Annotated in this window: 22 protein-coding genes and 1 pseudogene; 6 read left to right on the top strand and 17 right to left on the bottom strand. The window is 56.2% G+C overall.

Features of this window, described 5'->3' with window-relative positions; all coding sequences use genetic code 11:
* Positions 1-96: 96 nt before the first annotated feature.
* From AC30D9_RS07245 to AC30D9_RS07220, 6 genes are all read right to left on the bottom strand, one after another.
* A complete protein-coding gene (locus AC30D9_RS07245; RefSeq protein ID WP_490143784.1) occupies positions 97-3,057 on the bottom strand; it encodes a bpX6 domain-containing protein in 2,961 nt (986 codons plus the stop codon).
* The gene (locus AC30D9_RS07240; protein ID WP_490143783.1) at positions 3,044-4,879 is read right to left on the bottom strand and encodes a hypothetical protein; all 1,836 of its coding nucleotides are present in this window, start codon (positions 4,877-4,879) and stop codon (positions 3,044-3,046) included. Before AC30D9_RS07240 ends, AC30D9_RS07245 begins: the two co-directional genes overlap by 14 nt.
* Positions 4,879-5,316 (bottom strand): bpX5 domain-containing protein, encoded by a 438-nt coding sequence (locus tag AC30D9_RS07235; RefSeq protein ID WP_134922230.1) that lies wholly within the window; start codon positions 5,314-5,316, stop codon positions 4,879-4,881. The genes AC30D9_RS07240 and AC30D9_RS07235 overlap by 1 nt, the downstream gene beginning before the upstream one ends.
* Before the next feature lie 5 nt (positions 5,317-5,321).
* Positions 5,322-6,443 carry an AAA family ATPase gene (locus AC30D9_RS07230; protein ID WP_134922231.1) on the bottom strand — a complete coding sequence of 374 codons (1,122 nt, stop codon included), beginning with the start codon at positions 6,441-6,443 and terminating at the stop codon, positions 5,322-5,324.
* Positions 6,444-6,818: 375 nt separating this feature from the next.
* Positions 6,819-7,727 (bottom strand): DMT family transporter, encoded by a 909-nt coding sequence (locus tag AC30D9_RS07225; protein ID WP_134922232.1) that lies wholly within the window; start codon positions 7,725-7,727, stop codon positions 6,819-6,821.
* 3 nt (positions 7,728-7,730) lie between these two features.
* Positions 7,731-8,705, bottom strand: coding sequence for an aKG-HExxH-type peptide beta-hydroxylase (locus AC30D9_RS07220; protein ID WP_167659287.1), 975 nt, complete (start codon positions 8,703-8,705; stop codon positions 7,731-7,733).
* Positions 8,706-9,129: 424 nt separating this feature from the next.
* On the opposite strand from AC30D9_RS07220, the gene AC30D9_RS07215 reads away from it, so the two are divergent.
* The 4 genes from AC30D9_RS07215 (at position 9,130) to AC30D9_RS07200 (ending at position 13,532) form a co-directional block, all read left to right on the top strand.
* A complete protein-coding gene (locus tag AC30D9_RS07215) occupies positions 9,130-9,837 on the top strand; it encodes an NHL repeat-containing protein (protein ID WP_490143782.1) in 708 nt (235 codons plus the stop codon).
* Positions 9,782-11,119: a M10 family metallopeptidase C-terminal domain-containing protein gene (locus tag AC30D9_RS07210; RefSeq protein WP_490143781.1), complete on the top strand. Its 1,338-nt coding sequence runs from the start codon at positions 9,782-9,784 to the stop codon at positions 11,117-11,119. Before AC30D9_RS07215 ends, AC30D9_RS07210 begins: the two co-directional genes overlap by 56 nt.
* 686 nt (positions 11,120-11,805) lie before the next feature.
* Positions 11,806-13,338, top strand: coding sequence for an anti-phage dCTP deaminase (locus AC30D9_RS07205; protein ID WP_490143780.1), 1,533 nt, complete (start codon positions 11,806-11,808; stop codon positions 13,336-13,338).
* 17 nt (positions 13,339-13,355) lie between these two features.
* Positions 13,356-13,532, top strand: a complete 177-nt coding sequence (locus tag AC30D9_RS07200) for a hypothetical protein (protein WP_490143779.1) — start codon at positions 13,356-13,358, stop codon at positions 13,530-13,532.
* A gap of 145 nt (positions 13,533-13,677) precedes the next feature.
* On the opposite strand, the gene AC30D9_RS07195 is transcribed toward AC30D9_RS07200, so the two are convergent.
* From AC30D9_RS07195 to AC30D9_RS07180, 4 genes are all read right to left on the bottom strand, one after another.
* Positions 13,678-14,172 carry a hypothetical protein gene (locus AC30D9_RS07195; protein WP_490143778.1) on the bottom strand — a complete coding sequence of 165 codons (495 nt, stop codon included), beginning with the start codon at positions 14,170-14,172 and terminating at the stop codon, positions 13,678-13,680.
* A 41-nt stretch (positions 14,173-14,213) separates the two neighbouring features.
* Entirely contained in the window at positions 14,214-14,840 is a 627-nt protein-coding gene (locus tag AC30D9_RS07190; protein WP_490143777.1) for a hypothetical protein, read from the bottom strand.
* 68 nt (positions 14,841-14,908) lie between these two features.
* Entirely contained in the window at positions 14,909-16,702 is a 1,794-nt protein-coding gene (locus AC30D9_RS07185) for an ATP-dependent nuclease (protein WP_490143776.1), read from the bottom strand.
* Positions 16,703-17,045: 343 nt separating this feature from the next.
* A complete protein-coding gene (locus AC30D9_RS07180) occupies positions 17,046-17,408 on the bottom strand; it encodes a DUF6124 family protein (protein WP_490143775.1) in 363 nt (120 codons plus the stop codon).
* A 693-nt stretch (positions 17,409-18,101) separates the two neighbouring features.
* Between AC30D9_RS07180 and AC30D9_RS07175 the strand changes: the two genes are divergently transcribed.
* On the top strand, positions 18,102-20,294 hold the full coding sequence (locus AC30D9_RS07175; protein ID WP_490143774.1) for a TonB-dependent receptor: 2,193 nt from the start codon (positions 18,102-18,104) through the stop codon (positions 20,292-20,294).
* A 12-nt stretch (positions 20,295-20,306) separates the two neighbouring features.
* On the opposite strand, the gene AC30D9_RS07170 is transcribed toward AC30D9_RS07175, so the two are convergent.
* Positions 20,307-20,747, bottom strand: a complete 441-nt coding sequence (locus AC30D9_RS07170; protein WP_490143773.1) for a hypothetical protein — start codon at positions 20,745-20,747, stop codon at positions 20,307-20,309.
* Positions 20,748-21,207: 460 nt separating this feature from the next.
* On the opposite strand from AC30D9_RS07170, the gene AC30D9_RS07165 reads away from it, so the two are divergent.
* Positions 21,208-21,795 carry a DUF805 domain-containing protein gene (locus AC30D9_RS07165; protein WP_490143772.1) on the top strand — a complete coding sequence of 196 codons (588 nt, stop codon included), beginning with the start codon at positions 21,208-21,210 and terminating at the stop codon, positions 21,793-21,795.
* Positions 21,796-22,073: 278 nt separating this feature from the next.
* Here the strand turns inward: AC30D9_RS07165 and AC30D9_RS07160 are convergent.
* The 6 genes and pseudogenes from AC30D9_RS07160 to AC30D9_RS07135 form a co-directional block, all read right to left on the bottom strand.
* Positions 22,074-22,428: pseudogene (locus AC30D9_RS07160) on the bottom strand (DUF6124 family protein).
* Positions 22,429-22,985: 557 nt separating this feature from the next.
* Positions 22,986-23,621, bottom strand: a complete 636-nt coding sequence (locus tag AC30D9_RS07155) for an SCO family protein (protein ID WP_109752904.1) — start codon at positions 23,619-23,621, stop codon at positions 22,986-22,988.
* Positions 23,618-24,517, bottom strand: coding sequence for a heme o synthase (cyoE, locus tag AC30D9_RS07150; protein ID WP_018600879.1), 900 nt, complete (start codon positions 24,515-24,517; stop codon positions 23,618-23,620). The genes AC30D9_RS07155 and cyoE overlap by 4 nt, the downstream gene beginning before the upstream one ends.
* Positions 24,505-25,584, bottom strand: a complete 1,080-nt coding sequence (locus tag AC30D9_RS07145; RefSeq protein WP_490143771.1) for a COX15/CtaA family protein — start codon at positions 25,582-25,584, stop codon at positions 24,505-24,507. The genes cyoE and AC30D9_RS07145 overlap by 13 nt, the downstream gene beginning before the upstream one ends.
* 10 nt (positions 25,585-25,594) lie before the next feature.
* Entirely contained in the window at positions 25,595-26,179 is a 585-nt protein-coding gene (locus AC30D9_RS07140; RefSeq protein WP_134922243.1) for a PA_0111/PP_0108 family protein, read from the bottom strand.
* Positions 26,145-26,882: an SURF1 family protein gene (locus AC30D9_RS07135; protein WP_490143770.1), complete on the bottom strand. Its 738-nt coding sequence runs from the start codon at positions 26,880-26,882 to the stop codon at positions 26,145-26,147. Before AC30D9_RS07135 ends, AC30D9_RS07140 begins: the two co-directional genes overlap by 35 nt.
* Positions 26,883-26,888: the final 6 nt, after the last annotated feature.

Below are 26,888 nucleotides of genomic sequence, written 5' to 3'. Positions count from 1 at the left end.
GCCAGCGCTAACAAACTTCCAGCCCAGCCCCTGTGGCGAGGAGCTTGTTCCCGCTTGAGTGCGCAGCACTCATAAAATCCTCACCTCGGCGGCGCGTCACTGCACCGACAAAGTTCGAGTCATAGAGCGGGTTGTGTCGATATGCCACAGCCGGCCCTGATGGTCGAAAAGCACCCATTCATTGCCCACGCAACGCAGTTGCGCATGATGCAGCGGCCAGTGCAGGACGGCGCATAACCGGTCATTGTGGCGGTGAATGAAGTGCCAGCGTGCCTCGTCGTCGCCGGTTGCGTAGCAGACCACCAGCCACTGCTCGAACGAGTAGATGTGCAACGGATCGGTAAACTCTTGAACCAGACCGAGCAAGGGATAGCGCTTGCTCGTCCCGCCTTCGTACGCCCTCAGCATGGGATCGCTGTCGGCTTCATGCTCGATCCAGAACTCAGTGGTTCGGCCTGCCGCGTTATACACCTGCCAACTGTGTTCCTGACGCCTCGCGGGTATAGGTTCGCGGCTGAGCAATCGGCGGTCGGGCAGGCGGTAATGCCAGAGCTGGAAATTGTGTGGGGTTTCCAGCAATACGGATTCGTTGCGCTCGTCATCCCGAAGGAAAGTAACCTGCCCGGGCAGATCGCCGACGTGCCAGAGTGTTTCGAATCGGCGATCCACGTCCACGACGCGCAATTGCGAGCCGCGGCCGACGGTCCAGCTCGTGCCGTCGAAATTCTTGGCGAAGGCGTCCAGCATCAGCACGCCCAGATCACTGGCGCTGCGATTGACCAGATCCAGTTTGCAGATGCGCCAGACGTCGCCGCGACGCGCGAGCGCCAGCGCGACCTGTCGGCTGTGGCCCAGCACGATGGTCTGGGCGGGCACCGGAAAGTGAAAGACCATCTTGCCGCTAGCCTCGACCACCGATGCGCCAGCTTCGCCCAATGCCAGGAGATAGCGTCCGTCGGTCAAGGGCACGGCATCGCAGAGCGTCCGGTTGCCCCTTTCTGGCGCCGTGAACGACAAGGGGTCGCTTACCCGCTCAAGGCCCTGATTAAGAAGTTTGTTCTTGGGAAGGGCGCTGCCGGGCAAGTCCGCTTGTAGCAATTTGTCCTTGCTCATTTTTACCAGCGCTTGAAGCTGGTTCTGGGTGAGATGAGCGTGTGGCCCGGCCTGATCGCAGATCATCGCCCGCACGGTCGCGGCAGCCAGCCAGGCCAGCGCGGGACTGTGGGCCTTGTGCGCCAGCAGCGCCTGGGCCAAGGTGGCGCGCTCCGTAATCCGCTCGGGGTCGTTGCGCAGTTTTTCGACCCAGCTTTGGTATGTCGAGAGGGTGTCGGGAAGCAGGATAGCCCGTTTCACCAGCGCGCCGATCGCCAGGCTACCTCCTGCGGCCTCGGCGGCCAGCAGCCATTGCGTGGCGCGTTCGTGTTCTGCCGGCAGACTCCAGATCACGTCTACCGCCTGCAACCACAGCCCTTTTTCGGTCAGGGCCAGCGCCCATTCCAGGCGCAGACGCGCGGCGGCTTCCGGCCATTTCTTTTCGAGCAGGAGGACGGCATCGGCGAACGCGTTGTCGCGCCGTGCGACTTGCAACGCTCGCTGCCAATCTCCTGCCAGGCATAGCAGGCGCACGATGGTTGAGCTGGGCATATCCCAGGCCAGCGCAAGGTCGGCCGCCTGTTGGTGGCGCTGGTGTTTTTCCAGGTAGTCGAGGGCTTCATGTCGTGCCCTCAACAGCTCGGCCAGGACAAACACGGCTTCCTCGATACGCCCTTCGCGATCCAGTCGCTCAAAGGACTGTCGGTAGACCTGCTTGAGGTGGGTTCCAAGATCTGCCTCAAACAGCATGCTGGTGCGAGGCCCTGAGTGCTGGGTGAGTGTCAGATCCTGGCGCCTGTTGGGCGTGCCGAAGGCTTGACCTGCATCGCCCTGGCCGCCACCCAGCGGGATGGCGTGGCGCAGTGCTTCTTCCAGGTCGCCGTTTTCGAACATTTCCAACATGCGTTGCATGTAAGCGGCCTGCCGCTTTCCGTAAAGCGCTGACAGGCGTGAATTCTGGGTCAGGCGCGTCAGCCAGCGCCGCCATCTGGCCGGGCCACGTGACTGGCCCGACGCCCTTGGCGGCACGGTAGGCTTCGATGATCGGGCGGCATTGGCGGTAGCGGCAGTGGGCGTGTTGCTTGCTGCCGAGAGTGTGCCATTGCGCCGCATCCAGGCACGCACGGCCATCAGTATCAGGGTGAAGAGTGCCGCGCCGATGACTGTCCAAACCAAGACACTGCCCAGATCGAATGTGGAGGGATCCACAGGGCGTGGCGGCTTGGCTCTCTCAGCGGCAGGAGTAGCGGTCGGCAAGTACGAACCGTTGAGGGAAAGAATTCGATAAAGGCCAATACCCACGGCCAGCGCAATTAAACCTAGCAGGCCGTTTTTCAACTCGCCGGTACTATGCCGGTTGTTCGCCGGGCCTGGCGTGTGACGCGCCGCAGGTACGCCAGGCGTGGCGGCCTGACGCTGGCGCTCCAGCAGGGCTTGCATCACCGCCTCCCGCTCGGGGCTGACCGGCGCAAGCGAGTCACCCAGGATTTCCCGTATGTCGGTCTGTACCGCCAGCGGATCGGCTAGCGGTTCCGGCAATACGTCCTGGCAATCGTAGGTGTCGAGCAGTGCGTACTGGCTGACGTCGATCCATTGACCGGGGGTCAGCGTAGTGGCGTCGCGCAGGTGCAGGGCATTGACCTGGGTGCCGCGTACCAGCCAGACATCGGCGTGGGCCAGGCGCTGCATTTCTTCAGGACTCAGCCGGGCTGAGCAGAGCGTTCGGCCCTGGCGGATCAGCGGCCAGCCAGCGAGCCCTTCACAAAGCATGGCGCGTGCCTTGGGATAGCGCAGCAGGTCGCCGTCGGCAAAGCGATAGGCCCTGGCGTCGGTTTGCCAGTGGGTGAGTATCAGCCGCGCCCGTTCCTGCTCGCTGAAGCGCTCTACGGGGAACCACAGTGCCTCGATCGGTTGATAGCCGCTCAGTGCCGGCCGGCGAATAATGACTGCATCAGGTCCGGACATGGGTGTCGTCCTCCGGCTGCGTTTGTGCCTGATTGCACATGACCTGCAACACCCTGCGCTCGTCCCGGACCGAATACACCACCAGTTCCCGAGCCTTGGTCAGGGCGGCGACCAACCCGCTCATCGGGCAAAAGCTGATCCTGGCAATGGTCTCGTTGGTGGTGAACAGCACATGTTGCTCACCCCGGCAGTACAAGGCGACGGTCTGCTGGTTGGGGCCGAGCAAGACCATGGAAAACGCCTCGTCCTCCCCAATCAGCAATCCCAGGCCTTTCCAGCCCGGTGCCAGGTCGACCTGGCTGGTCTGAAGGTCGGGAGCCACCATCTGCCACCGCTGCTGCCCGTCGACCAGGCGCATCCACGCGCAACCGTGGAAGGCTCTTTCCCAGAATGGACTTGCCGGGAACAGCACCTGATCGATGTCGACGTCTTTCGCCGTGCCGATCACATGGCCCGTGGACTGGCTGATCCAGGGATTGATGCGGTGGACATACAATCGACCGGCATCGTGGCGCAGATAGGCCAGCATGCTGCGATCGACCTGCTCCATGCCCACCACCTTATCGGCGATCGAGTGGGTGACACCGGGCTGGTGCGGAGTGGGCAGCTTGCCGTTGTCGACCACCCAGAAGGCCAGATGACCCTGGCCGTCGAGCAGGAAAACCCTGCCGTAGGTGCCGTTGTGCAACCACGCCACGGGCAGCAACGTGGCAGTGCCTGGGGGCAACTGCAGTTGGTCACGCTCAGGCCGGGTGACGGGTTTGAGGCCAGGCATGTTCCAAAAGACCAGTTGCTCGTCGAGGCTCAGGATCGCACCGGGCATGCGGCCCGGGAACGTGATCGCCAGCGGCGTGCTGCGGTTGTTCCAGAGAGTCCGGCGAACATCGAGCGGTTTTTTCTGCCGGGGAGCCGGAAGCTTGATCACCACAAGCCCAGGCTCGTCGAGCAGTTTCAGGGCGACATGGAAGCCGCTGCTGGCAATGATCGGGGCCAGCGTCAGCGCAACCCGTGGAATGAGGGCCTTGACCGCGGTGCGAGCCATCTGTCGCGCGACATCGAACTCGCCCTTGATCAATTGCAAGGCAAGGCGCTGGTCGGGATTGGGCAGGGCAACTTGACGGGTGGCCCCATTTTGCAGCGTGACCATCAGGCTGCGGCCATCGAGGCTGCCCTGTATCTGGACCCGATGAGTGCAGGAGCGGGCGTCGGTGGCGGGCAGTCGTTGGCCGACGATCCAGCGCTCGCCGCTGTCGTAATCCTGCTCCGACAACCAGGCGCGCCAGGTGTGCCAGTGCTCATCGCTGACGGTCTGATACGTACGGGCGTCGAGCAGTTGCTTCAAATGCGCGGCGCCCTTGAACTCATGCAACTGTGGCGAGTTTTGCAGGATGCCCCAGCGCAGCTCGGCCTCGGCTTCGCTGGCCCGGCGGGCGAGCAGGATCAGCAACGCCAGATGCACCAGTCGTGGCCCGCCCAGCTGCAGTGGGCCGGCGTCGAACAGCACAACGATCATGCGATTGGCCTGATGAGTGCGATATTGCGGCGCCAGGAACAGATGCTCGCCAACTGCCGCCCTGCGCAGAAATTCGTCGGGCAGCTCATCGGCCAGCAACCATTCGCTGGTCAGCAGGCGTTCATAGGGGCCACGGCGTTGCAGATCGCCAAGTCCGTCGGGTTCGGGTTCACCGCCCTGCTGCATGCCGCGCAATGGGCCTAGCAGCGGATTGAGGCGTGCGAACAGATCCGCCAGCAATGGCAGCTGTTCGGGGGGAAACCATTGCAGCCAATCTCGCCAGGGCTGCAGGGATTGCGGTAATTGCATCAGCGACCTGCCCACCCATCCTGAATGCGTTGCAGATGCCGGGCCGTGACGGGTAGGCATCGGTCGAGCGGTACCACTACCTTGGGGGCATGCCACAGCAGCAGTGGCGCACGCGCGAATCTGTCGAGCAGCGCTTGCCCCATCAGCTCCAACGGTGCGTCGGGTTCCCAACTGGTGGGCAGCCAGAGACCGGGTGCGGCGGGCTCGGTGCAGGCGTAATCGATGCCCTCGACCCACGGCAGGTCATCGGCATTGCCCGTGACGATCAGCACGTCACGGTTGGCAGTGGCTTGCAGGTGCGCGGTCTGGTCTTCGGGCATGCGCAGCAGCCGTGCATGCAGGCGCGCCGCAACTTCGCCCCAGGCCACGGCGGCCTGTGGTTGACCGGGCTCGCGCCGCACTCGCCAGCTCCAATCGATGGTCGTGGCGGCGAGCATGTTCGTCATGCCTGGGTTGTCAGCAGATGGGCCACTTGTCCGCGCGCCTCATGCAGGCGCTGGGGGATGGTCTGGCTGTTGAAGTTGGCATCGATTTCGCGCAGCAGCGCTTCCAGCAACGGGCTGGCAGGCGGTTCGCTGCGCGCCAGGTAATCCTCTGCCGTTTCAAGCAGACGGTGCAGGCGAGCCATCGGTTGCAGCGTCGCTTCCTCGACGGCGCTGAACAGATGGCTGTTGCTGCACTGGGCAAGAAGATCCTGCAACACCTCGCGGCCGTGTTGCTGGATTTCCCGGGTCGGCAGCACGTAAAGCAGCGGCCAGAGGTCGGCTTCGCTGGCTTCCAGATGCCCGCGCAGCAAGGCCGCCGCTGCGATCAGGCGCTGGGACTTGACGATACGTCGGTCGGAAAGCTGTATACCGGCTTCCCGCAACCGGCGGATGGCCTGGGCCAGCGCTGGCCGCACCCGTGACAAATCGACGTCCTTGAGCGCGTGGCCCAGCGTGTCGAGTTGAGTCAGCCCCAGCAGTTGCGGGACCGGGCGTTGCTCCGACTGCCAGCCGCCGGCCAGCATCGCTTCGAGCTGGTTGTCGGGTACTGCGTCCACGAACAGGTGCAGCAAAAAGCGATCGCCGAAGGCCGCCAGCGATTCGTCGTCGGGCAGGCCGTTCGCCGCTGCGACGCAGACGCGCAAAGGACACTGGACCTGGGTGTGACCACGGCGGAAACGTCGTTCGTTGAGCACGCCAAGCAGGGTGTTGAGGATTGCCGTCGAGCCCAGGAACACTTCATCCAGGAACACAATGTCGGCTTCAGGCAGCATGCCGCTGATATCGGTCTCAACCGTGCCTTCGCGCAGCTTCTTCAGATCGACCGTGCCAAACAGCTCCGAAGGCTCGGTGAAGCGCCCCAGCAGGTACTCGAAGTAGCGACCGCCCATGGACTGCGCGACTCGACGCACCACTGCGCTTTTCGCCGTGCCGGGCGGGCCCACCACCAGAATGTGCTCCTGGGCGACGGCCGCCAGTACGATCAACTCGGCCAGCTGTTCGCGGCCGACCAGGCCCTCGGTGGCTGCGCGAACGGCGTGACGGATCTGACTGGCGGCGAGATCGAGCGAAGCGGACATGGGCATCTTCCTTGAATCTGGAGGGGCACATCTTGCCTGAAGGAAAGGGCGAACTGGCCAGTTCATCGGCATGCGATGCGCAAGCTTGAGGCGGTATGCGACACCCTTTGCTGGGAGCTTGGGGGGTATGAGATGGCGGCGGGGTTGAGTAGGTAGGCCGAGAAGAAGGGAGGCAGACTGAATATCAGAAATAAATCCGTCTCCTTATTCTGTTTTCAAGACTCTTTGAAAAGTTAAACTCTGCAGATACCTCAACGCACAAAAAAGTGCTTCGAAATGACAAGTGAAATGCACTTTTTTTGGGCGGCCTGGCCGAGGCGGCATTGAAGTGATGCATGTGTTCGTGCGGCAAATGTTAAACCAAGGAAGATCGTGTCATCTTTGGATGGCGGTCTTGTTGAACAACTGCTCAATGCTATGTCGTAGGTTGAACAAGATCACGCCGCAGAAAACCAAACCTATCGATAGAATGACGGTTCCGTTTATCGGGTAGCTAAAGAACAGGTAGGAAATGATGATGGCGAAAAACGGAACCAGCAAGCCAATCGGGGCTACGGTGGATCCGGAATACTTTCTTATGTTGTAGTTCCATATCCAGTACCCCAACAGGGTAGTCACGTAGGACTGTGAGATCAGCGACACGATGACTTTATAGTTTATCGCATCCTTCAGGCTATAGAATGAGTCGGCACCTTCAAAATACAAGGCAAGAATAAATAGAATGGGAAGGCTGAACAAGAAGCTCCAAATCATAAAAGGTAGCAGGTCTTTAGGTTTGTACTTTTGAATGATGAAAGTACACAAGCTAAAGCAAAGAGCCGCGAGCAAGCAGATAGCAACACCCAACGGACCTGAACCCTGATTGTTTTTGATTAGCATCAAGAACAGACCTGAGAGTGATATTGCGAGGGCGATAATGCTGATGTTGGAAGCTCTTTCCTTAAAGGCAATCAGGCCGATGATAAATGTAATGAATGCGCTGAGCTGAATAATGAGGGATACCGTGCCGGGGGAGGTGCCTGTATAGATGGCAATGTTGGCGCACCCCCATATTCCGCCCCCAAACAATATTCCATACGCGGCGAGTACATAAGCTGGAATCTTAGGTCTTGGCATGAAAAATACAAACGGGAAGACGCAAAGCGAAAACCTGATGAAGGTCATCACGAATGGTTTGATCTGTTCCAGCCCTACTTTGATCAAGGCGAAATTTCCTCCCCAGATCAGCGCCACTAGCAATAAGAATGCGTAGTCATAGGGGGCGATTTTTTTAAAGCTGTTCATTGATCAGAATCCATTTTCCAGCATGTCATCATAGATATTACGAAAAGGCGATATTTTGGTGATTTCCTGCAAGCACTCATCGAAAATCTGTTGCCCCATGGGCGTCAACACCCCGTCCCGCTTGATCTGAGCTGCGGTTGCGAAAAATCTCTTCTCAGCCACCCGCCCTTTCTCAAGCGCCTCCTCTGCTAGTTTTCCAAGCGCTATTTTTCCCAAGCCAGACATCGCGAGTGCAATTCTGGCCAGCACGAAAAGTGCGTGAAATATACCTAGCATGGGACGTGCATCAAGCCTGAATGGCGCTGCGTATAGTTCATTCTCTGGATTCAAGACAAACCGGTCATCTGTGCTTTTTAAAAACAGTCTTAAATGAGCAGCCTCATGGACTACCTGTTGTGCGTAATAGATGGGGCTATGGACTTCATCGGCCCAGATCAAAACCAGCCCTAATAAATTGAAACTGCTGGCCGATCTGATATGGTATTCATCGCCAGGGCCAGTCAAGACTATTTCGTCTATCAGAATCTCAGCTTCCTTGTACAGGTCTATCGATTGGGCCTTGAGAAGCTCTATCCCTGCAATTAACTTGGCTTTCTCAACCTCAGCAACCTTCGCGCTGATAAAACCAATGCTGATTTTGCCAGACGCCTCTTCTCGTATTTCATCGACAACCAGGTCAATTTCTTCTTTTCGGTTGTTTTCATAAAACCCAGAAACCCGGAATCCTTCTGATCCATGCCTTTCGTTTTGCTTGGCTTCTTGAAAAAAATACAAGCCTGAATCTGCATCATTAGCTTGCAAGCTTTTGATGCACTTATTGTAAAATGCAAAAGACTTCCAAGACAGCTTGGTCACGGATTCGGATTTTTGATAGTTATCATTGAACACGCTTGCCAAGTAGGACATCGACTCTTTGTATTGATTGAGCAATGCGTAGGAATCTTGGCGATACTCTTCATTAGTGATTAAGATGCTCAATTGTTTCCTCCTTGAAATCGGGCTCTCCATAAAAAGAAGGACCGCCATAGCGATATGGCAGTCCTTCTAATAAATCACCGTCGAAATATTACTCGCCGATAGATTTGTTTACGCTCGACAGCGCAACCATTGCAGTCAGGCTCAGTGCGGATTGAGATACGATCAGTTTGGACATATCGAGTTTCATAAAAATCTCCATTTTTTTGAAAGGTTATGCCGTTCGCATTTCATTGCAAGGCAAAGCGAAACTAGCATAACCATTTTGATAAATGACACTATTATTTTTTTGTACTATATACTCATTTGCTATATTGGATCCAATTTTCAGGAATATAAGTTGTCGCTTGGTCTTCGAAGAGCAAAGTGGCAACTTGACTGAGCCGTGCCTATAGTTTTTGGCGCCATATCGATCGGAGGCCTGAACATGAGTCAGAGCATTTCGCCCGCCGCTTCAACTGCGCAGAACACCGGCATGGTCGCCACGACCTTATGGGGTTCGGACAAAATCGCAGGTATCACGGTCGATCCGGACGGTGCTATCTGGCTTGGCGCTTATAGCCGCCTGGGGCTGGGAGGCGAAGAGGATTCAGGTTTCACCGGCAGCCTGGTCCGGTTCAATGCCAACGGCAGCCTGGACCGCGACTTCAGCGGCGACGGTAAATCCCTCCTTCCTGTGTCGCTCGATATCGAGGACGGCGGTAATGCCGCTGTGCAGCCGGGAGGGAGCTACCTGGTGGCGCGCTACGTGAAAGTAGGCGATGCCTGGGTGTCGGGCGTCAGTCGTAACTTGGCGGACGGCAGCCTCGATACGAGTTTCGGGAACGGCGGCACCGCGACAGTGCCTTTCTATTGGAATGAAGATCTAGGCCAGCAAGCGTCGTTCTCTGTGCAACGCGGACGGCAGCTTTTTCGCCAGTGCCGGGTATCCCTCTGGGGAGATCTATATCGCCCGCTTCGAAGCGACGGGGGCCTTGATTTCGTCTTTTGGAGAGGCCGGGGTCCTGCACCTGCCAGCGTCCGTCGGCATTCACCCCAGCGGCACGCTCGACGTTTCGCTGCAGGGAGACGGGAAGGTATTGGTCACGGGGCAAGCTACCCTGACCCGCCTCAACCCGGACGGTACGCTGGATAGCAGCTTTGCGAACGGGGGCAGCCTGGCCCTGGATGTCCACGCAGACGCCCTCGTCATCCAGGATGACGGCAAAATCCTGCTGGCGGGCGCCTCGGGCGGCGTGGCGAGCGTCATCCGACTCAATGCCGACGGCTCACTCGACACCGGTTTCGGCGATCAGGGTCAGGTACGTTGGGGCTCGGAAAGCGCTCCTTTCGCAGTCGCCGACATGATCGTGCTGGCCGACGGCAGGCTGTTGATTGGTGGCAGCCAAGGTACCAGCGCGGACGGCTATCTGGCCGCCTTGGTCCAGTTGAACCCCGACGGCAGCCTGGACCACAGCTTTGGCAATCCCGACGACGGCTATTACCACCTTGACGGTGGCCACGACGATGACTTCTTGCTCGGCACCGCGTCGTTCGACGATGCGATCTTTGGCGGGGCCGGAAACGACCTGCTCGATGGCCAGCAAGGTCGTGACCTGCTGACCGGCGATGCCGGCGCCGATACGTTCCGTTACCAGTCAGTCACCGACAGCTACCGAACCGCAACCGCAGCCCATAGCGACCGCATCACCGACTTCGACCCCAGCACCGATACGATCGACCTCTCCTCCCTGGGCTTCCTCGGGCTGGGCAATGGCTATGACGGAACGCTGGCGATACGCGTCAATGAAAGCGGGACGCGGACCTACCTCAAAAGCTTCGAGGCCAATGCGGATGGGGAACGCTTCGAAGTGGTCTTCGACGGTAACTTGGGCCAAGCGCTGAATGAAACCAACCTCCTGTTTCAGCAAGCCAGGTTGATGGGCACCGAAGGGGACGATCGTTTACAAGGCAACGCTCGAGGCGAAGTCATCGAAGGGTTCGCGGGCGACGATCGTCTTTATGGCGCGCTAGGGAATGATGTGTTGGTTGGCGGAGAGGGCCGAGACCTGTTGGTGGGTGGCGGTAACAACGATGTGTTCCGCTTCGACGGACTGAGCGACAGCTACCGTACCGCCACCGAAAACCACACGGATCGGCTGATGGACTATACCGCCGGTGAAGACATGATCGACTTGTCCGCCTTGGGTTTTACCCGACTGGGGAATGGTTACGACGGCACGTTGGATGTGGTGGTCAATGAGGCCAAGAACCTGACTTACTTGAAGAGCTACGAAGCCGACGCATCCGGGGCTCGATTCGAGTTGAGCTTGGTGGGGGACCATTCTGGTTATCGTGACTTGAACATCATCTTCGCTGAGCCCTTGGAAGCGGAGGCTATTCAATTGATTGGAGTGGCTAACGATTCCTGGGTGTAAAACGCACTCCCTGCTGTGCTTCAGCCTGGATAAGGGCTACCTGGACCTCGGCGAATTCACCCGGGCAGCCGAACACCTTCAGCGCTGCGTCGAATTCGACCTAAGTATTCGGCGGCGTGAAACCACGCAAACAGCTTTTTGTGGCGAGGGGATTTATCCCCGCTGGGCTGCGAAGCAGACCCAAATAGCCAACGCGGTCGTCTGACATACCGGGAGTAACGGAGACTTCTCCTTAATCGATGTCTGTTTTCGGCCAATAGCGGACTGTCTCATTGGCAGTTTTCGGAACCGCGCGAGTCGAATAGAAAAACCTACCTTTGTAGTAGCTTTCGCATGCGCTTATGACTGGGATCTGTGGCGCGAGTAAAATGCAAGGTCTGCTGCACTAGCTAAGTGTCATTTGTTACTGCGAAGCATCGCCGTGGGGCTGGACACACTTCAGAGCAAGGTTGGTCGTTGAGTCTCTCAGTGCTGCCTTTCGATTGCGGTCTTGGCTGGAAAAGTGTTTTTTTTTGAGAATGGAGCTAATGTGGATGGAGCAGGTAGTAATTCCATGCGCTGGCGTACCGCTTGTCTTTAAGTGGAACTCTCAATCGCATAACTAAGGACTGGGTACAGTGATGGCGGCTAAATCTTCAGGACGCAGAGGTCAAAGTCGGAGAAAGTCTCCTAAAGGTCCAGCGAAGATGGAGGACACGACCTCGCTGACCCCTAAAAAAGACCCCGAGCTGGTTTTCGGACTGGTGGGCCCAATCGGGGTAAATCTGGATCCTGTTATCGCTGTGCTTAAAAGTCAGCTGAGTGGGCTTGAATACACCCCTTATGTGGTAAGGCTCAGTGAGCAGATTGAGACCTTCTTTGACACATTCCATAACTCTAAACCTGAAGCTGAGCGTATTAGCGCGCTAATGGACGCTGGGACCAAGCTTAGGGTGCAGGGTAATGAAGGCGCCGCAGTTGCAATGCTGGGGTTAGCGGCGATCAGGCAGTTGAGGGATGATCACAGTGAAGGGATACCTTCACGTCAGGCTTTCATTCTGAGATCACTGAAGCATCCAGACGAAGTGGAAATGCTACGCGCGGTTTATGGTAAAGGATTCTTCTTAATCTCCGTTTATTCTCCCAGAGATATGCGCGTTACTGCCCTTGCTGAAAAAATCAGCCGCTCTCAATTTGGTAAGGGAACCAACCCAAGGGCGGTAGCTGAGGAACTCGTTCAAAAAGATGAACAAGAGGAAAGCATACCTCTGGGCCAAGACGTAAAGGATGCTTTTCCTCTTGCCGACCTGTTTGTAGACGGCAGAAGCAAATCGACAATCGATTTGCAAATAGGACGCTTTCTTCAATTGCTTTTCGGAAACTCTTTTCTTACTCCTACACGAGACGAGCATGGCATATACCATGCGAGATCCGCAGCGTTGCGCTCGGCGGATCTGAATCGACAGGTCGGTGCTGCGATCTTGAAGCCAGAGGGGGACATTATTGCAGTAGGCTGTAATGACGTTCCCAAGTCGGGAGGGGACCTGTATTGGCCAGGGGACAGAGATGATGCCCGCGACTTCCAGAAGGGCATCGATTCCATGGCAGATGAGCGGGTGCAGGTTTTAGGAGAAATGCTGGAGCGCTTAAATTCCAGTGGTCTGCTTTCAGCGAAGGCAAAGGAAAGGGATATCATGGCTCTAGTGCAAAGTTTAATATCCGGCTCAGACAAAAAAATACTTAAAAATAGTAGGATAATGAATATCCTTGAGTTTGGCCGGAGTGTTCACGCTGAAATGGCTGCGTTGATGTCTGCTGCCCGATTGGGGGTGTCTGTTGCAGGGGCCACGCTATACTGCACGACTTTTCCATGTCACATGTGTGCACGCCATATTGTTGCTAGTGGCATAAAGCGTGTGGTCTATATCGAGCCCTATCCCAAGAGTAAAGCCAAACAACTGCATCAGGACTCAATTAGTATAGATGCCCCTACCGCATCCAGAACTCAGGTAAATTTTGAGCCTTTTCAAGGCATCGCCCCTCGTCAGTACCAAGAGATTTTTGAGCCAAGCCGAGCACGAAAAGATGAAAATGGAAAAGCCGTGGACTGGCGGGAGCTGGGGCACCAGCCCCGTATCATCAGATACATAGACACTTATCTTCAGCTTGAGCAACTGATAATCGGTCGTGAAATCCCAAAGCTTCTTGCAAAGCTAGATGTTAAACTGTCAGCAGACTGAGTATGGAGCGAGGTAGCATGAAAAAGTCAAGCGCTTTGGCGCAGCAGGTCATGAAGGCTCAGCAAGCAATGAAAGAGTGGCCTGACTCTATTCGGACCGGGCTTAAGCTTGAAAATTCAGTTGGATTTATAAGCGCTGGCGTGGACGAAAAGAAAGACACCGGTATGAATACGAAAAGTCGGGTGGCTAAATAATCTTTAGATTGACCTACTGTTATTTTTTATAGTAAAGGGGATAAATTTATTTGCTGAAAATAAATCTGTCCCCTTTTCTCAAGGGCACAGCTTTTCGCCTTCCGACGATCGATTTGAGTGATAATTGAGCGCGTTGCTCTATGTCCTATCTGCTTAACCAGCCCAAAAGAGCACCTAGCGCCACGCCGAGCAAGCTAAACAGAGGTGATGATAACCAGCGATGCTCTCTGTTTTGCTCCAGTGCTCGTGTATGTAAATTTATAGCCGTATTTATTAAAACTGAAATATCAGAGCTGTTAAGTGGTGCTCTTGAGACTTGCGCAAGTTCATTGCTGCTTAAATCGATATATTCGTCAGGTGATAATTCTCGCTGTTTCTGTACCGAGTATCTCCGACGGTAACTTCTACGCCAAGCTAAAGAAGCTTTCACTCCGGCTGTGTCGAGTCTGAAAAACTCAGGATGCTCTATAAATACTTTCCTCCAATGCTCGGCTTTGTTTTTGTCTCCACTGATTCGCATAGCCCAATTTTCAAAATCTAGCTTGTAGTAGCCATAGCTTCCCATAACCTGAATGGCGGCAATTACATCGCCTAGACGATTGTTGTCATAAAGATAAGGTGTTTTCGACTTGATGACCATACAGCACTCCTTGCGGTGCGTCTAACGTTGTTAAGGAAGAATCATACAGGAGGTGGAAGGGTCCAATTTCGTACCTCGACGTTTCGCTTTTTGGGTTTTATATCTTTGATGTTTGAATAAAGATCGGGCTTAATATTGTATTGGCCGTTAACTATGGTGTGGCAATGGATGTCAGCTTTTTTACCGTAGTTAGCAATCCAGTTTTCCGCATGTAGGTGTGCGAATTTAATGCTGTCTATTAAGTTGGATAGTGTATCGTCTGTGTCTACGCTCAACCTAATCACAACTGTTGGGTGACCCGCTGATCTGCATATAATGCTGCGGTATTCGATGGGTTCCGTTCGATTCAATGATGTATTTTTTCGAGCTTTGCTGATGAGGTTTTTTACGCTTTCTTTGAATTTTTCCTCGAAAAGTTCATCTAGAATATGATCACCTGCCCAGCCAGCTACGAAAAAAATTAAGCCTATAATTGCAGTTGAAATTTCAGCGTCAGCGGTAACCTTACGTTCAAACTTCAACTCGGATCTGTCAGCTGCTATATCGTCAGCTTCTTTAATTCCCACGTCTTCTAGATATGGTGATAAGTTTTCATCAAAGGCGTCAAGAAACCTAATAAGTTGATGTGACTGCCCCCCAAAAATAAATCTATAGCTGAGGTTTTTCATATGCAGGTCCATTTTTAAAGGAGGTAGGCAGATTTTTTGATAATAAATCTGCCCAGTTCGCTTTCTTGTTAAATTAACGGAGAATAGACATTGGTTAACAGTTGTTTGAGTTGTTTTGGAACGCCGTCCCAACTTTCCCCCCATTCAAGAGTACGCTTGTAGGCATTGAAAGGTTTTTCAGAACCTGGTGCCGGATAACCCAAGAAGTCTTCGATGCATTCCTCTAAGAGGATCAGCTTTGTGTCATTACCCACTGCAGCCTTTATCGGCTCGTTAAATTTCTCCGCGCCTTCGGTGCCTTTGTCGCGATCATGGATAACAAAAAAATCTACATTGAGTGCGTTCAGATATTTAACTAAGCCGATAATTGCGGCCTTACCTCTAGCCTTGACCATTTCGCTTCCTGATAGGACGAGTGATTTCATTTCCGGCGGCATTCTGCGAATTGCCTCTTTAATGATTACCTCTTCTGTATCGCCTTCGACGACCAACACCCTCCGGGTGAAGAATATCCGCGACACGTGATCGTCAAGCTTGATAAGCATTTTCACCTGATCTTTATCGTTGTTTTGCAGCTTGACGAACTCCTCGGATACCGAAAAGGGCAGTACGCTGGTGTGTCCTTTTTCGTACTGAAAGCGATTGAGGACCTGTTTGGGTTTGCGAGAAAGGTCGATCAGGTAGGGGGAGTGAGTGGTGGCAACTATCTGAGAGTTCTGGTCGGACAGGTCATAAATAAGATCCCGCATCTGGTTTGCGGCACTCGGATGCAGGTAAATTTCTGGTTCTTCAAAGCCGATAATGAGTCCGCGCTCATCGTTACCTTCGCGTCGTTTCAGCCATTGCTGTCTAAATCGAAGCAGGCCAAACACTGCGGCGCGAACCATGCCTGTACCTTGGTTTGCTACGCTTGTGCGGATATTGCTGGACATTTCAATTGCGAACGTAGGGACGAGTGCATCTGGGCTAGAGAGATCAGCAGCGGCATAAATGCGAGACTCTGGGAATACTCCACCGAGAACGGTGTTCAACTCCCCCATCATCTTGCCAAACTCTGAGCCAGCATCACTTGGATCAAGCTCCTTGGCGAGCAGACTCAGGCAAGCTTGGGCGTCTTTGTAATTGGCAGAGTTTTCGCGGACATCCTTGAACAGTTCGTGCAGGATCTTCTGCAGCACACCACTTTTCTGATCGATTTCGTGGGAGGCAGCCTCTGCTGGAATGATGAGGATGGAGGGGAGTTTAGAGAGAACAACGCCACCTATGCCGCCAGGATTAAGCGCCCACTCTTCTTCTTCACTGGTTTCCCACAGCTCGTCGATGAGTTCGAGCTTATCTCGGTCTCCGGCCGAAATTTTCTTGTCCAAGACAGGAAAGTTCTCGGCGATCAGCTCTGGGGTTGCCCCGGCAGCGATGAAGTCAGCAGGTTTCTGCAAATCGGTAAACCCTGGTTTCATCGTTCGTTTAAGGGTCTTCAATTCGATCTTGACATCTTCGAGTACCTTGTACGTTTTGCGATAGAAAATGCTTTTTCCAGTCTCTCCGGTGTCTTTCGGATCATATGAGAAGATACGCCCTTTGAAGCCTCGCCACATAGAAGCAGCTTCGGGGATGTTCCTGAACTCCGCTTCTAGAACGACAGTGTCACAAGTGGTTTTCGTTTCACCTGTCTCTTCATCTAGTTCGGAGCAGAAGCAATCGATATCCATTCGTTTGCTGTTAGAAAGCAGCCATCCAATGGCCTTGAGTACTGAGCTCTTTCCCGCATTGTTAGCGCCGATCAGAAAAGTCGCATTACCGAACTCTATTTCAGCAGTGTGTAAGCGCTTGAAGCCTTTAATAGAAAGCCTATGAAGTCGCATAAATCTCTTCCTTGGACCGATTTTTATGAGTTAGTCGTAGGTGCTTCTAACTGTAGGACTGAGGCGTAAAAAAAACTCTATGAACATGGCTAAACGCTATCAAGCATAGACCACGATTTGGGGGAGGGAGGGCGAGAATGACGGGCAAATCGGCTAAGTCCTGAGTGCTTCAGTGATTGCTAGAAAGAAGGGGAAAGCAACAGGCTAGGCGGTAAAGGGATGGTGGTTGGATATTTGGGAAAGGGTTGGCGGCGGGGGACTTTATAAATCACTCGCCCGTCTGTGGATGAAAGACTCAAAACCCGACGCAGAACGCCGGGTTTTTTCATTGGCAAATGTTTACCTACTGCCTCGGCTCCACGTTATCCAACACCCGATTCGCCAGCAACGAACTCAGCTCAATCAACTGCTGAATCCCCTGCGCCACATGACGCCTCGATCCCTCCAGATCAAACGCCAGATCACTCACCATGGCATCAGCCGAAGCCAGGGTTTCGCTGAGGTTGGCGAGCAAGCATTCGTTATCGAGGCCTTTTACGACGGTGTATAGCTGCCCCGGTTTGGGGTCGTCTTGGGATTTATCCGATTTCGGTAGCAAGTAGTGATCGAGCACGCGTTTGGTGGTTTCGTCTTGCTGCTTGGCTTTCGATTTAGCGGATGTAGAAGTGGAATCTGCCTCTGGCGGATTCGGGGTTATTTTGATCATCGGTGTGGGCCTCATAGTAGGCCGCACCATCTCGCTACTAAACGAAAGGGTGGCGGCTGTGCGCAAGTTAGTAGACCGGTAATCCACACCAAACCCGGCGCGCCCGAGGGCGCCATGCGCACAGCCACCATCAAGAACAGGCAAGTACCTGACTGATGAGACTTGTACAACCGAGGTGTGAACCGGGCTACTAAACCCGACCACTGATGGGCAGTGGCAGGAAGACAATAGAACCCCGGGACAAGGCGCACAAGCGGGCGGATTCTGGCGTAGTTGTAGGCAAAGGCGCAAGGATGCGTGGCTTGATAGAGGGGTGTAGGTGGGGGCTGTAGGAGGGAGGTTTTTTAGTGATGCAGGTGGGGTGTTCGGCTCTGGAACTGGGGCGATTTCATCGCGAGCAGGCTCGCTCCCACAGGGGATTGGGGTTGTTGCAGATACTGCGTTCACACCTGTGTGGGAGTGAGCTTGCTCCCGCTGGCCTGTGCAGCAGGCCCTGTATTTCTTCAGGCAAACCGCATCGTTCGGTTTGCGTCTGCTGCGCAGCCGAGCGGGAGCAAGCTCCCTCGCCACGGGGGCTGACTCAACCGCTTTCCAAATCTTTTATGGCAGCATGCCATTGGTTATAGATAATCTATCTGCGAATCATTAGCATTAACTGCATTGGTTTCCCGTTTCCCCGCAGGTACTCACTCCATGCTATTTCCATCTCGCCTTACGCTGCTGGCTGCATGTTGCTCAGTCAGTTTTCTTGCCCGAGCGGCAGAGCCTATTGAATTGGGAGCGACCGACGTTACTGCCAGTGCGATCAAACCCAACTCCAACACGCTACCCACGCCCTATGCGGGAGGTCAGGTGGCGAGGGGAGGCCAGATGGGGGTGCTGGGCAATCAGGACAACATGGATGTCCCGTTCGTGATGACCAGTTACACCTCGCAGTTGATTGAAGATCAACAAGCTGAAGACGTGGGGGATGTGCTTCTCAATGACCCGTCGGTGCGTCAATCCTATGGGTTTGGTAACCAATCCCAAGTGTTCGTGATTCGAGGCTTGCCGCTTAACAGCGACGACATTTCCTACAACGGGCTGTATGGCGTCTTACCGCGTCAGATTCTGTCGACGGATGCTATCGAGCGTGTCGAGGTGTTCAAAGGCCCCAACGCGTTTATCAACGGTGTCAGTCCGACGGGCTCGGGTCTTGGGGGCGGCGTCAACTTGCAGCCCAAACGCGCAGAGGATGTGCCGACGCGTCGTTATACCCAGGACATCAGCACCGATGGCCGCATTGGCGAGCATTTGGATATCGGGCAGCGATTCGGCGAGGATAACCGCTTTGGTGCAAGGTTGAATCTGAACCAGCGGGAAGGTGAAACAGCGATCGACAACCAGGACCAGCGCACAAAGTTATTCGTTGCGGGCCTGGACTATCAAGGGGATAACTTCCGCGTTTCCACCGATTTCGGGTATCAGAAACAGCGTATCAATGGACTGCGTAATTCGGTGAATATCGGCAACGCCACCCGCATTCCCACGGCTCCACACGCCAGCCACAATTATGGGCAGGACTGGACTTACTCCGAAACGGAAGACACCTTCGGCATGGTTCGTGGCGATTGGGATCTGAACGAAAACTGGACCGCATACCTTGCCGGTGGTGCAAAGCACACCCGAGAAACCGGGGTATACGCCACACCGACACTGGTCGGCAATAACGGCGTAGCGACGATCGGTGGTTCGGAAATTCCTCACAATGAAGACAATACATCGTTCAGTGGCGGGTTGAACGGGCGCTTTAACACGGGCCCTGTTTCCCACCAGGTTGCGATGGGTGGCTCGACGATCTGGACCGAGCAGGAAAACGCCTACACGTTCTATCGTCCCGTTACCGGGAACAGCAATATCTACGACACCCCCAAGCTGCCTAAGCCGACGGCGGTGTCCAGCACGGGCGGTGAAATGGGTGATCCAGGGGTGACCGGCAAAACCCGCAACCGTAGTTTGGCGATTTCCGACACGCTGGGCTTGTTCGATGACACATTGCTGGTCACTTATGGTATTCGTCGTCAGCAGTTGCGTGTCGAGAACTATAAGTACGATGGCACTACTTCAAACGGTGTAGCCAATCCAGCAAACGATGGCAGTCGTAGCGCGCTCTACGATGAAGCCATTACCACGCCCGTTTATGGCATCGTCTACAAGCCTATGGAGAGCGTGTCGCTCTACGCCAACCGAATCGAGGGCCTTGCAAAAGGGCCCGTGGCGTCCGGTACCGGCATCACGAACCTGGGCCAAGCCTTTCCCCCTGGCCGCACCAAACAGTTGGAAGCGGGCATCAAGCTGGACCTGCAGACCTTCGGTGCGAACTTGGGTGTTTTCCGCATCGAGAAACCTTCCGATGGTTACGTCGACAACGCACAGAGCCTCTATGTGCGTGATGGGGAGCAGGTCAACAAGGGGCTGGAGCTCAGCGTTTTCGGCGAACCCATCGAAGGCCTCCGGTTGATGGCCGGCGGTACTCGCATGACGTCTGAGCTGAAAAAAACCGCTGGCGGTCTCAACGATGGCAATCACGCTATCGGGGTGCCAACGTTTCAACTCAATGCCAGCGTAGATTGGGATGTTCCGGGTATCGAAGGTGCCGCTCTCAGCGCAAGGATGTTGCGCACTGGCGGGCAGTACGCTGATCAGGCTAACAACCTGAGCTTGCCTACCTGGAACCGTTTCGACGCTGGCGCACGTTACAAGATGAAATTCGTGGAGAAAGACCTGACGTTGCGCGTCAACGTGGAGAACATTACCGATAAGAACTACTGGGCGTCGGCAAACGGCGGCTACCTTTCGCAGGGTGATCCGCGGTTGGTGAAGTTTTCGGGGACTATCGATTTCTAAGTAAAAAGGGACTCACTCCGCCCCGCTAGCCGGCTGATTGCCTATGCAGTCAGGCAGGTCTGTGCCAATCGTGATCATTTCGACGGAAACGGTGGGGTGGCTGCCAAAGCCCCAAGACACAGGCCCCCCATAATTCACCAGATCGTAGATCGCGCTTTCGCCCATCAGCTGGCCGTTGCGATTGTCGTACAAGCGGAAAAAGGCCGGAATCTCCCAGCGAACAAACCACTGTCGCTCCTCTGGCTCATCCGGGGGTGACTGGGGGTGAAAGAGGCCGGGCAGTATCCAAAAAGGCTTGAACTCCTGAACCCGAAAGCAGCCGTTGGGGCTGATCCTGGCGGCGCCGACGGGCTTCGCCAGGGCCTTTTCCCACCACTGTGAAACGCCCCATAGCCCCGCGCAGAACACGAGTGCAATGAGGGCTAATGTTGGGAGCCGGGTTAGTTTATTCATGTTCGCAGGCCTGTCGTCGGTAACTCGCATCTGAAGTTGTTTTTCCCACTCTTAAGTCGCAGTCACTGGGCTAACGCTCAATGTGCTGTTCGACTGCCGGGATGGCGGGAAACTCGGGAAACTGGGGACAGACCACGATTTTGCGTTCACCTGTAATCGGACCGTCTCATAATCGTGGTCTGTCCCCCGTTTCTGCTGCCTTTGATGGTCGCGGACTGTACTGAATCTCAACGGTTGTGGAATTCAAATTGATTTCGGCTGATTTCGTACAGAGCCTAGCGGCAAAACACTTCATAAGGTGTACTGCGCGCACCATGCGACAGACCCACACATGCTGTGGTGCATACAGCCCCCCTTACACGATAGCGTCTTCTCTTGAGTTTGATGCCGGCCTTCGATTAGATATGAGGCGTAAACGTTGTGACGTGAATAGCACCAAAACACAGGGGAGTAGCACTAAATGGCAAGGATAGAACCCGTTTTCGGCAGCATCAGCAGCGAAATCGAAAACCCATACCAACCGGGTGACGCCCAACTGATTGACGACGAGGTTGTCACGTTTTCAAAACCCAAGATTCTTGATTTTTCCGGGCGTATTTCTCTGGCGCGCTTCTGGCTGATTCGTGTGCCCTTGGTGCTGGTTCTTCCGTGCATTTTGCTGTCGTTCTTTATGGTGGGGTTGCGCCATCAACTGGTGGTTTTGCTGATAGTCGGTGTCACCGTTGTCGTTCCTGCCATCCTGCTCGACGTGTCTCTACTGGTACGCAGGGCACGTGATCTAGGCTGGAGTCCGATGATATGGGGAATTCTCTTCGTGTTCCCTGTTATCGGCTTTGTGATAACGCTTCCGCTCGTCATGCTGCCGGGGCGTAAAGCGATCAATAAATACGGCCCGCCCAATCCACCTCTCTCGACGTTGGTAAAGCTACTTACCGCGCTGTTGGTGATGCTGGTGCTTGTAACTTCAACCGTGCTAGTTGCGTATTTTCCCCAATACCACCCACAGGCACTCTACGAGCGGTTCTTTAATGCATTGGCTCAGGCATAACGTTAGCGTACGCGAAGTCCATGCTTCGCCTCATTGCGCGGCAAGTGCTCAGGTGCCTTTGTAGAGAGCGCTGCGCGCACCACGCGATAGCCCTACGTACGCCGCGGTGATGTCCATTGGGAAAAGAGAACAGATTTATTTCTCTGCTCTAAACGTCCGCTCTTGGCTGTTTGCAGCCTATCGCTAGGAAGGACCGTGGTGGGATATGCGGGAAAAGAAATTTGAGACGAACAAAAACCCGACGCATAACGTCGGGTTTTTTCATTCGAGAAAAAATACTACTGCTGCGGCTCCACGTTATCCAACACCCGGCAACGAACTCAGCTCAATCAACTGCTGGATACCCTGCGCCACATGACGCCTCGATCCATCCAGATCAAACGCCAAATCACTCACCATCGCATCAGCCGAAGCCAACGTCTCAGTGAGGTTGGCAAGCAAACATTCGTTATCGAGGCCTTTCACGACGGTGAATAGTTGTCCCGGTTTTGGGGCGTCTTGGGATTTATCCGGTTTCGGTAGCAAGTAGTGATCGAGCACGCGTATGGTGGTTTCGTCTTGCTGCTTGGCTTTCGATTTTGCGGATGTAGAAGTGGAATCTGCCTCTGGCGGATTCGGGGTAATTTTGAACATAAGCTTCGGTTCCGATGTGGTGCCGACACCCCGAAGCTACTAAACAATGGGGTGGCAGCTGTACGCAGGTTAGTAGACCGGGGAACCGAAGAAGCCGGCGCGCCTGAGCGCCCTGCGTACAGCCACCATCAAGCACAGGGGAGGGCCCTGTTTGAGAAGCGCTTGTACAACTTCGATTACCTCGGGCTACTAAACCCGACCACTGATGAGCAGTGGCAAGGAAGACAATAGAGCCCGGGGAAAGGCGCAAGGATGCGTGGCTTGGTGGAGGGGTGTAGCCAGGGTCTGTTGGAGCGGGGTTTGCCGGCGATGCGGGAGACTTGTTTTGGTCTGGAACCGAGTCGATATCATCGCGAGCAGGCTCGCTCCCACAGAGAGAGTGGAGGCAGGAAGACCTCGCCCTGAAAGCCACCGCGTTGTGCCAGGTTGATCGCATTTAGCCTTTCGGGTGGGGGGGCTGCTGCGCAGCCCAGCGGGGATAAATCCCCTCGCCACAATGAATTCCCTCAGCACAAGGAATCGGTATGGCTTAACTGAACGGCATGCCGTTGGAAGTGCTATTTCCGCTTGAGCATCTCCGGCAACTGCGCCACTAGTTTCTGATTATTCAACGGCGCACGAATAAACCCACGCTGGGTACCGTCCGGGCCAATCACGGCGAGGTTACCGCTGTGATCAACCGTGTAGTTGGGTTTGCTGGTGTCCGCCGGGATAAACGGAATGCTCACCGCATTCGCCAGTTTCTGCAGGTCTTCAACCGATGAAGCGGTCAGGCCTTTGAACTGCGGATCGAAGTAGCCCAGGTACTGCTTGAGTTGCTTGGGCGTGTCGCGGTTCGGGTCGACACTCACCAGTACGATCTGCAACTTATCCACAGCCTCGGGCGGCAGTTCGCTCTTGATCTGGCGCAGTTGGGCGAGGGTGGTCGGGCAGATGTCCGGGCAGAAGGTGTAGCCGAAGAACAGCAGGCTCCACTTGTCTTTCAAGCCGTCCATCGCCACGGGTTGGCCGTCCTGGTCGGTCATTTTCACGTCCGGCAGGTTGCGACTCTGGGGCAGCAGGATGATGCCGGCGTCGATCAGCGCGGTCGGGTCGCCCTGGCCTTTGCCGGACAGCACCTTATTGATGGTCAGGCCGAGGATCAGCGCGATCACGGCCACGAGAATGAAGACGGTTTTCTGAGTTCGAGTCATAGGCTCAACAGTAAGTAATGATCTACAAGCAGGGCGATGAACAGCAGGAACAAGTACCAAATAGAGTACTTGAAGGTGTTGATCGCCGCGTGCGGCCGACTGCCACGGTACAACACCACGGCCCATTGCAGGAACCTGGCACCCAGTACCAGGGCGCAAATCAGGTACAGCATCCCGCTCATCTGGATCACGAACGGCATCAGGCTCACCGCCAGCAGCACCAGGGTGTACAGCAGGATATGGATCTTGGTGTAGTGCTCGCCGTGGGTCACCGGCAGCATGGGGATGTCGGCCTTGGCGTATTCCTCCTTGCGGTGAATCGCCAGGGCCCAGAAGTGCGGTGGGGTCCAGGCGAAGATGATCAGCACCAGCAGCAGCGGTTCGGCGCTGACATGCCCGGTGGCGGCTACCCAGCCCAGCAGCGGAGGCGCCGCGCCGGCTAGGCCGCCGATGACGATGTTCTGCGGTGTCGCCCGTTTCAGGAAGCCGGTGTAGACCACCGCATAACCGAGCAACGAGGCCAGGGTCAGCCAGGCGGTCAGCGGGTTGGTGAACGCCAGCAGCATGGCCTGGCCGGCCACCGCGAGGGCCAGGGCGAAGGTCAGAGCGGCGGCTGGCGAGACCCTGCCCTCGGCCAACGGCCGCTTGTGGGTGCGAGCCATGACCGCGTCGATGCGCCGGTCCACCACATGGTTGACCGCCGCCGCGCCGCCGGCACACAACGCGATGCCCAGGTTGCCGAACACCAGCACTGTCCACGGCACGCCGGCGCGGGTGGCGAGGAACATGCCGACCAGCGAGGTGATCAGCATCAGCACCACCACTTTCGGCTTGGTCAGCTCCAGGTAATCGCGCCAGATCGCTTGGCTGTGGCGTTCACCGGTCAAGGTTGCCATGGCATCTCTCCTTTTATTGTTATGGGGCTGACGCCGTGTTTATGCGGGTTGAACCGCCAGCGCAGCGGGACTTGATGCTTGACCCGGACCAGGCTAGTGCGGGCGTGATAGTTGACCAGCACCAGGGTCAGCAGTAGCGCGGCGCCCCCGGCGTTGTGGGCGACGGCCACCGGCAACGGCAGGTGGAACAGCACGTTGCTGATGCCCAGGGTGATCTGCGCCGCCAGTGCCGCCAGCACCAGGCCGGCCAGGCGGGTCATGCCGACGGCCTTCAATTGCCAGGCCAGCCCCAGCAGCACCACGGTCACCAGCAACGCGCCGATGCGGTGGGTCAGGTGGATGGCGGTGCGGGCGTCGCTGTCCAGTTGCCCGCCCAGGTAGTTGGGGCCGATGTGTTGGGTCAGGTGGAAGCCGTTGGCGAAATCGGCCGGTGGCAGCCATTGGCCGTGGCAGGTGGGGAAATCGATGCAGGCCACAGCGGCGTAGTTGGAGCTGACCCAGCCGCCGAGGGCGATCTGGCCGATCACCAGCAGCAACCCAGCCGTTGCCCAGTGTTGCAGGCGCTTGGGCACGGTCAGCGCCGGCAAAACGCCGGACAACCTCAATGTGAGCAGGAACAACAGGCTCAACGTCGCGAACCCGCCCAGCAAATGCCCGGTGACCACTTGCGGCCACAGCTTGAGGGTCACGGTCCACATGCCGAATGCCGCTTGTGCGAAGACCACGGCCAGCAGGAACAATGGCAATTTCAACGGCTGGCCGGGGCGGTGGCGGTTCATCCAGGCCCGGGCGGCCAGCACGGTAATCAGCAAGCCCAGGGTCCCGGCAAAGTAGCGATGGACCATCTCGTTCCAGCCTTTATGGGCTTCCACCGGGGCGTCGGGAAAATGCAGCTCGGCATGGGCCAGTTGGGCTTCGCTCTTAGGCACGCTGATGAAGCCGTAGCAACCGGGCCAGTCCGGGCAACCGAGGCCGGCGTGGGTCAGCCGGGTGTAGGCGCCCAGCAGGACGACGATCAGTGCCAGCAGCGTGGCGAACAGCGCGAGGCGAAATCCAGGTTTGGCCATGTCGATGCCCTCATCCGATGTTCGACAGTTTCAGCAGATGGCGCAGGTCGTTGAGCAAGTCCTTGCCCTTGACCCGGGCGTCGTAGCGCAGCACCAGGTTGCTGTGGGGATCGATGATCCACAGTTGGGCGCCGCCGGAGCCTTGGGCGCCTTTCTGATAGGCCGGCAGGTCCAGGGGGTAGCGTTGCAGTTGTGGGTATTCGCGCTGCAGTTGCGCGTCATAGTCCGCGTCCAGCGGTTGCGCGATAGCCAAGGCGTGGCTGGCGCGGGAGGCGTCGCGACCGAGGCCGATCTGCACCTGGCGGGCCAGGTACACCAGTTGCCGGCAGTCCACCGAACATTCCTGCGGTGCGGTGACCAGGATCTGCCAGCGCTGCTCGTCGGCCTGTACGCCAATCTCGGCGCGGGTCTGGCCGTTGCCGATCAGTTCGCCGTGGTAGCTGCGGCTTTCCGGCACCCAGAACTGGAATTTGTACATGCCGGTGGCCAGGATCATCGGGCCGATCACCCCGAGCACGATCAGCAGCAATTGCACGCGGCCCTTACGACGGTTGGGCGCCTCAGACGTGTTGGTTGGATTCATGGTGCTTCCCATGGTGTCTCCCTGCGTTGTGCCATCCGAGATAAAGGAACAGGCCGAACAGTGCCGTCGCCATGGCGAACCACTGCACGGCATAGCCGAGGTGTTTTTCCGGGCCCATGGCCACGACGGGCCAATCGGTCCGGTAGGCGCCGGGACCGTTTTGTTGGCGTAACTCATAGGTGAAACCGCTGCGGCCCAGTTCGGCCCAGAGCTTGTCCGGCTCGATGGCGGTGACCAGTCGCGGCCATGCGGCGCCAGCCGGGTCGGCGTGCAATTGGAATGTCGTGCCGGGTGCGACGTAGATCCAGGCTTGTAGGCTTATTGGTTGTTCCGGTGTGTTGAAGACCGGTGGAGTGCGCCGGTCAGGCCAGGGCAGCCAGCCGCGATTGACCAGCAGCCACAGCCCGGTCCGGTGGTCGAGGAACGGTTGCAGCAACTCGACGCCGACCTTGCCGTCGTGTTGGCGGTTATCCAGCAGGATGCTGTGCTCAGCGTCGAACTGGCCCTGCAGCGTGACCGGACGAAAGGCCGGATCGCTGGTGTGGGCAAGCTCGGTGCTGTCCATCGGCGGCGCCACGCGGCGCTCGGCATAGTTTTCCATGAGCACACGCTTCTGTTCGCCCCGGCTCAATTGCCAGAACCCCAGGCACACCATCACGGGCACCAGAATGGCGACCACCAGCGACGGCACGATGCCCGGCCGGAAGTGTTTCATGGCGCC

Source organism: Pseudomonas sp. DF11, assembly GCF_058148565.1.
Note: the sequence above shows the minus strand (reverse complement) of the source record. Positions and strands in the feature narration are given on the sequence as shown.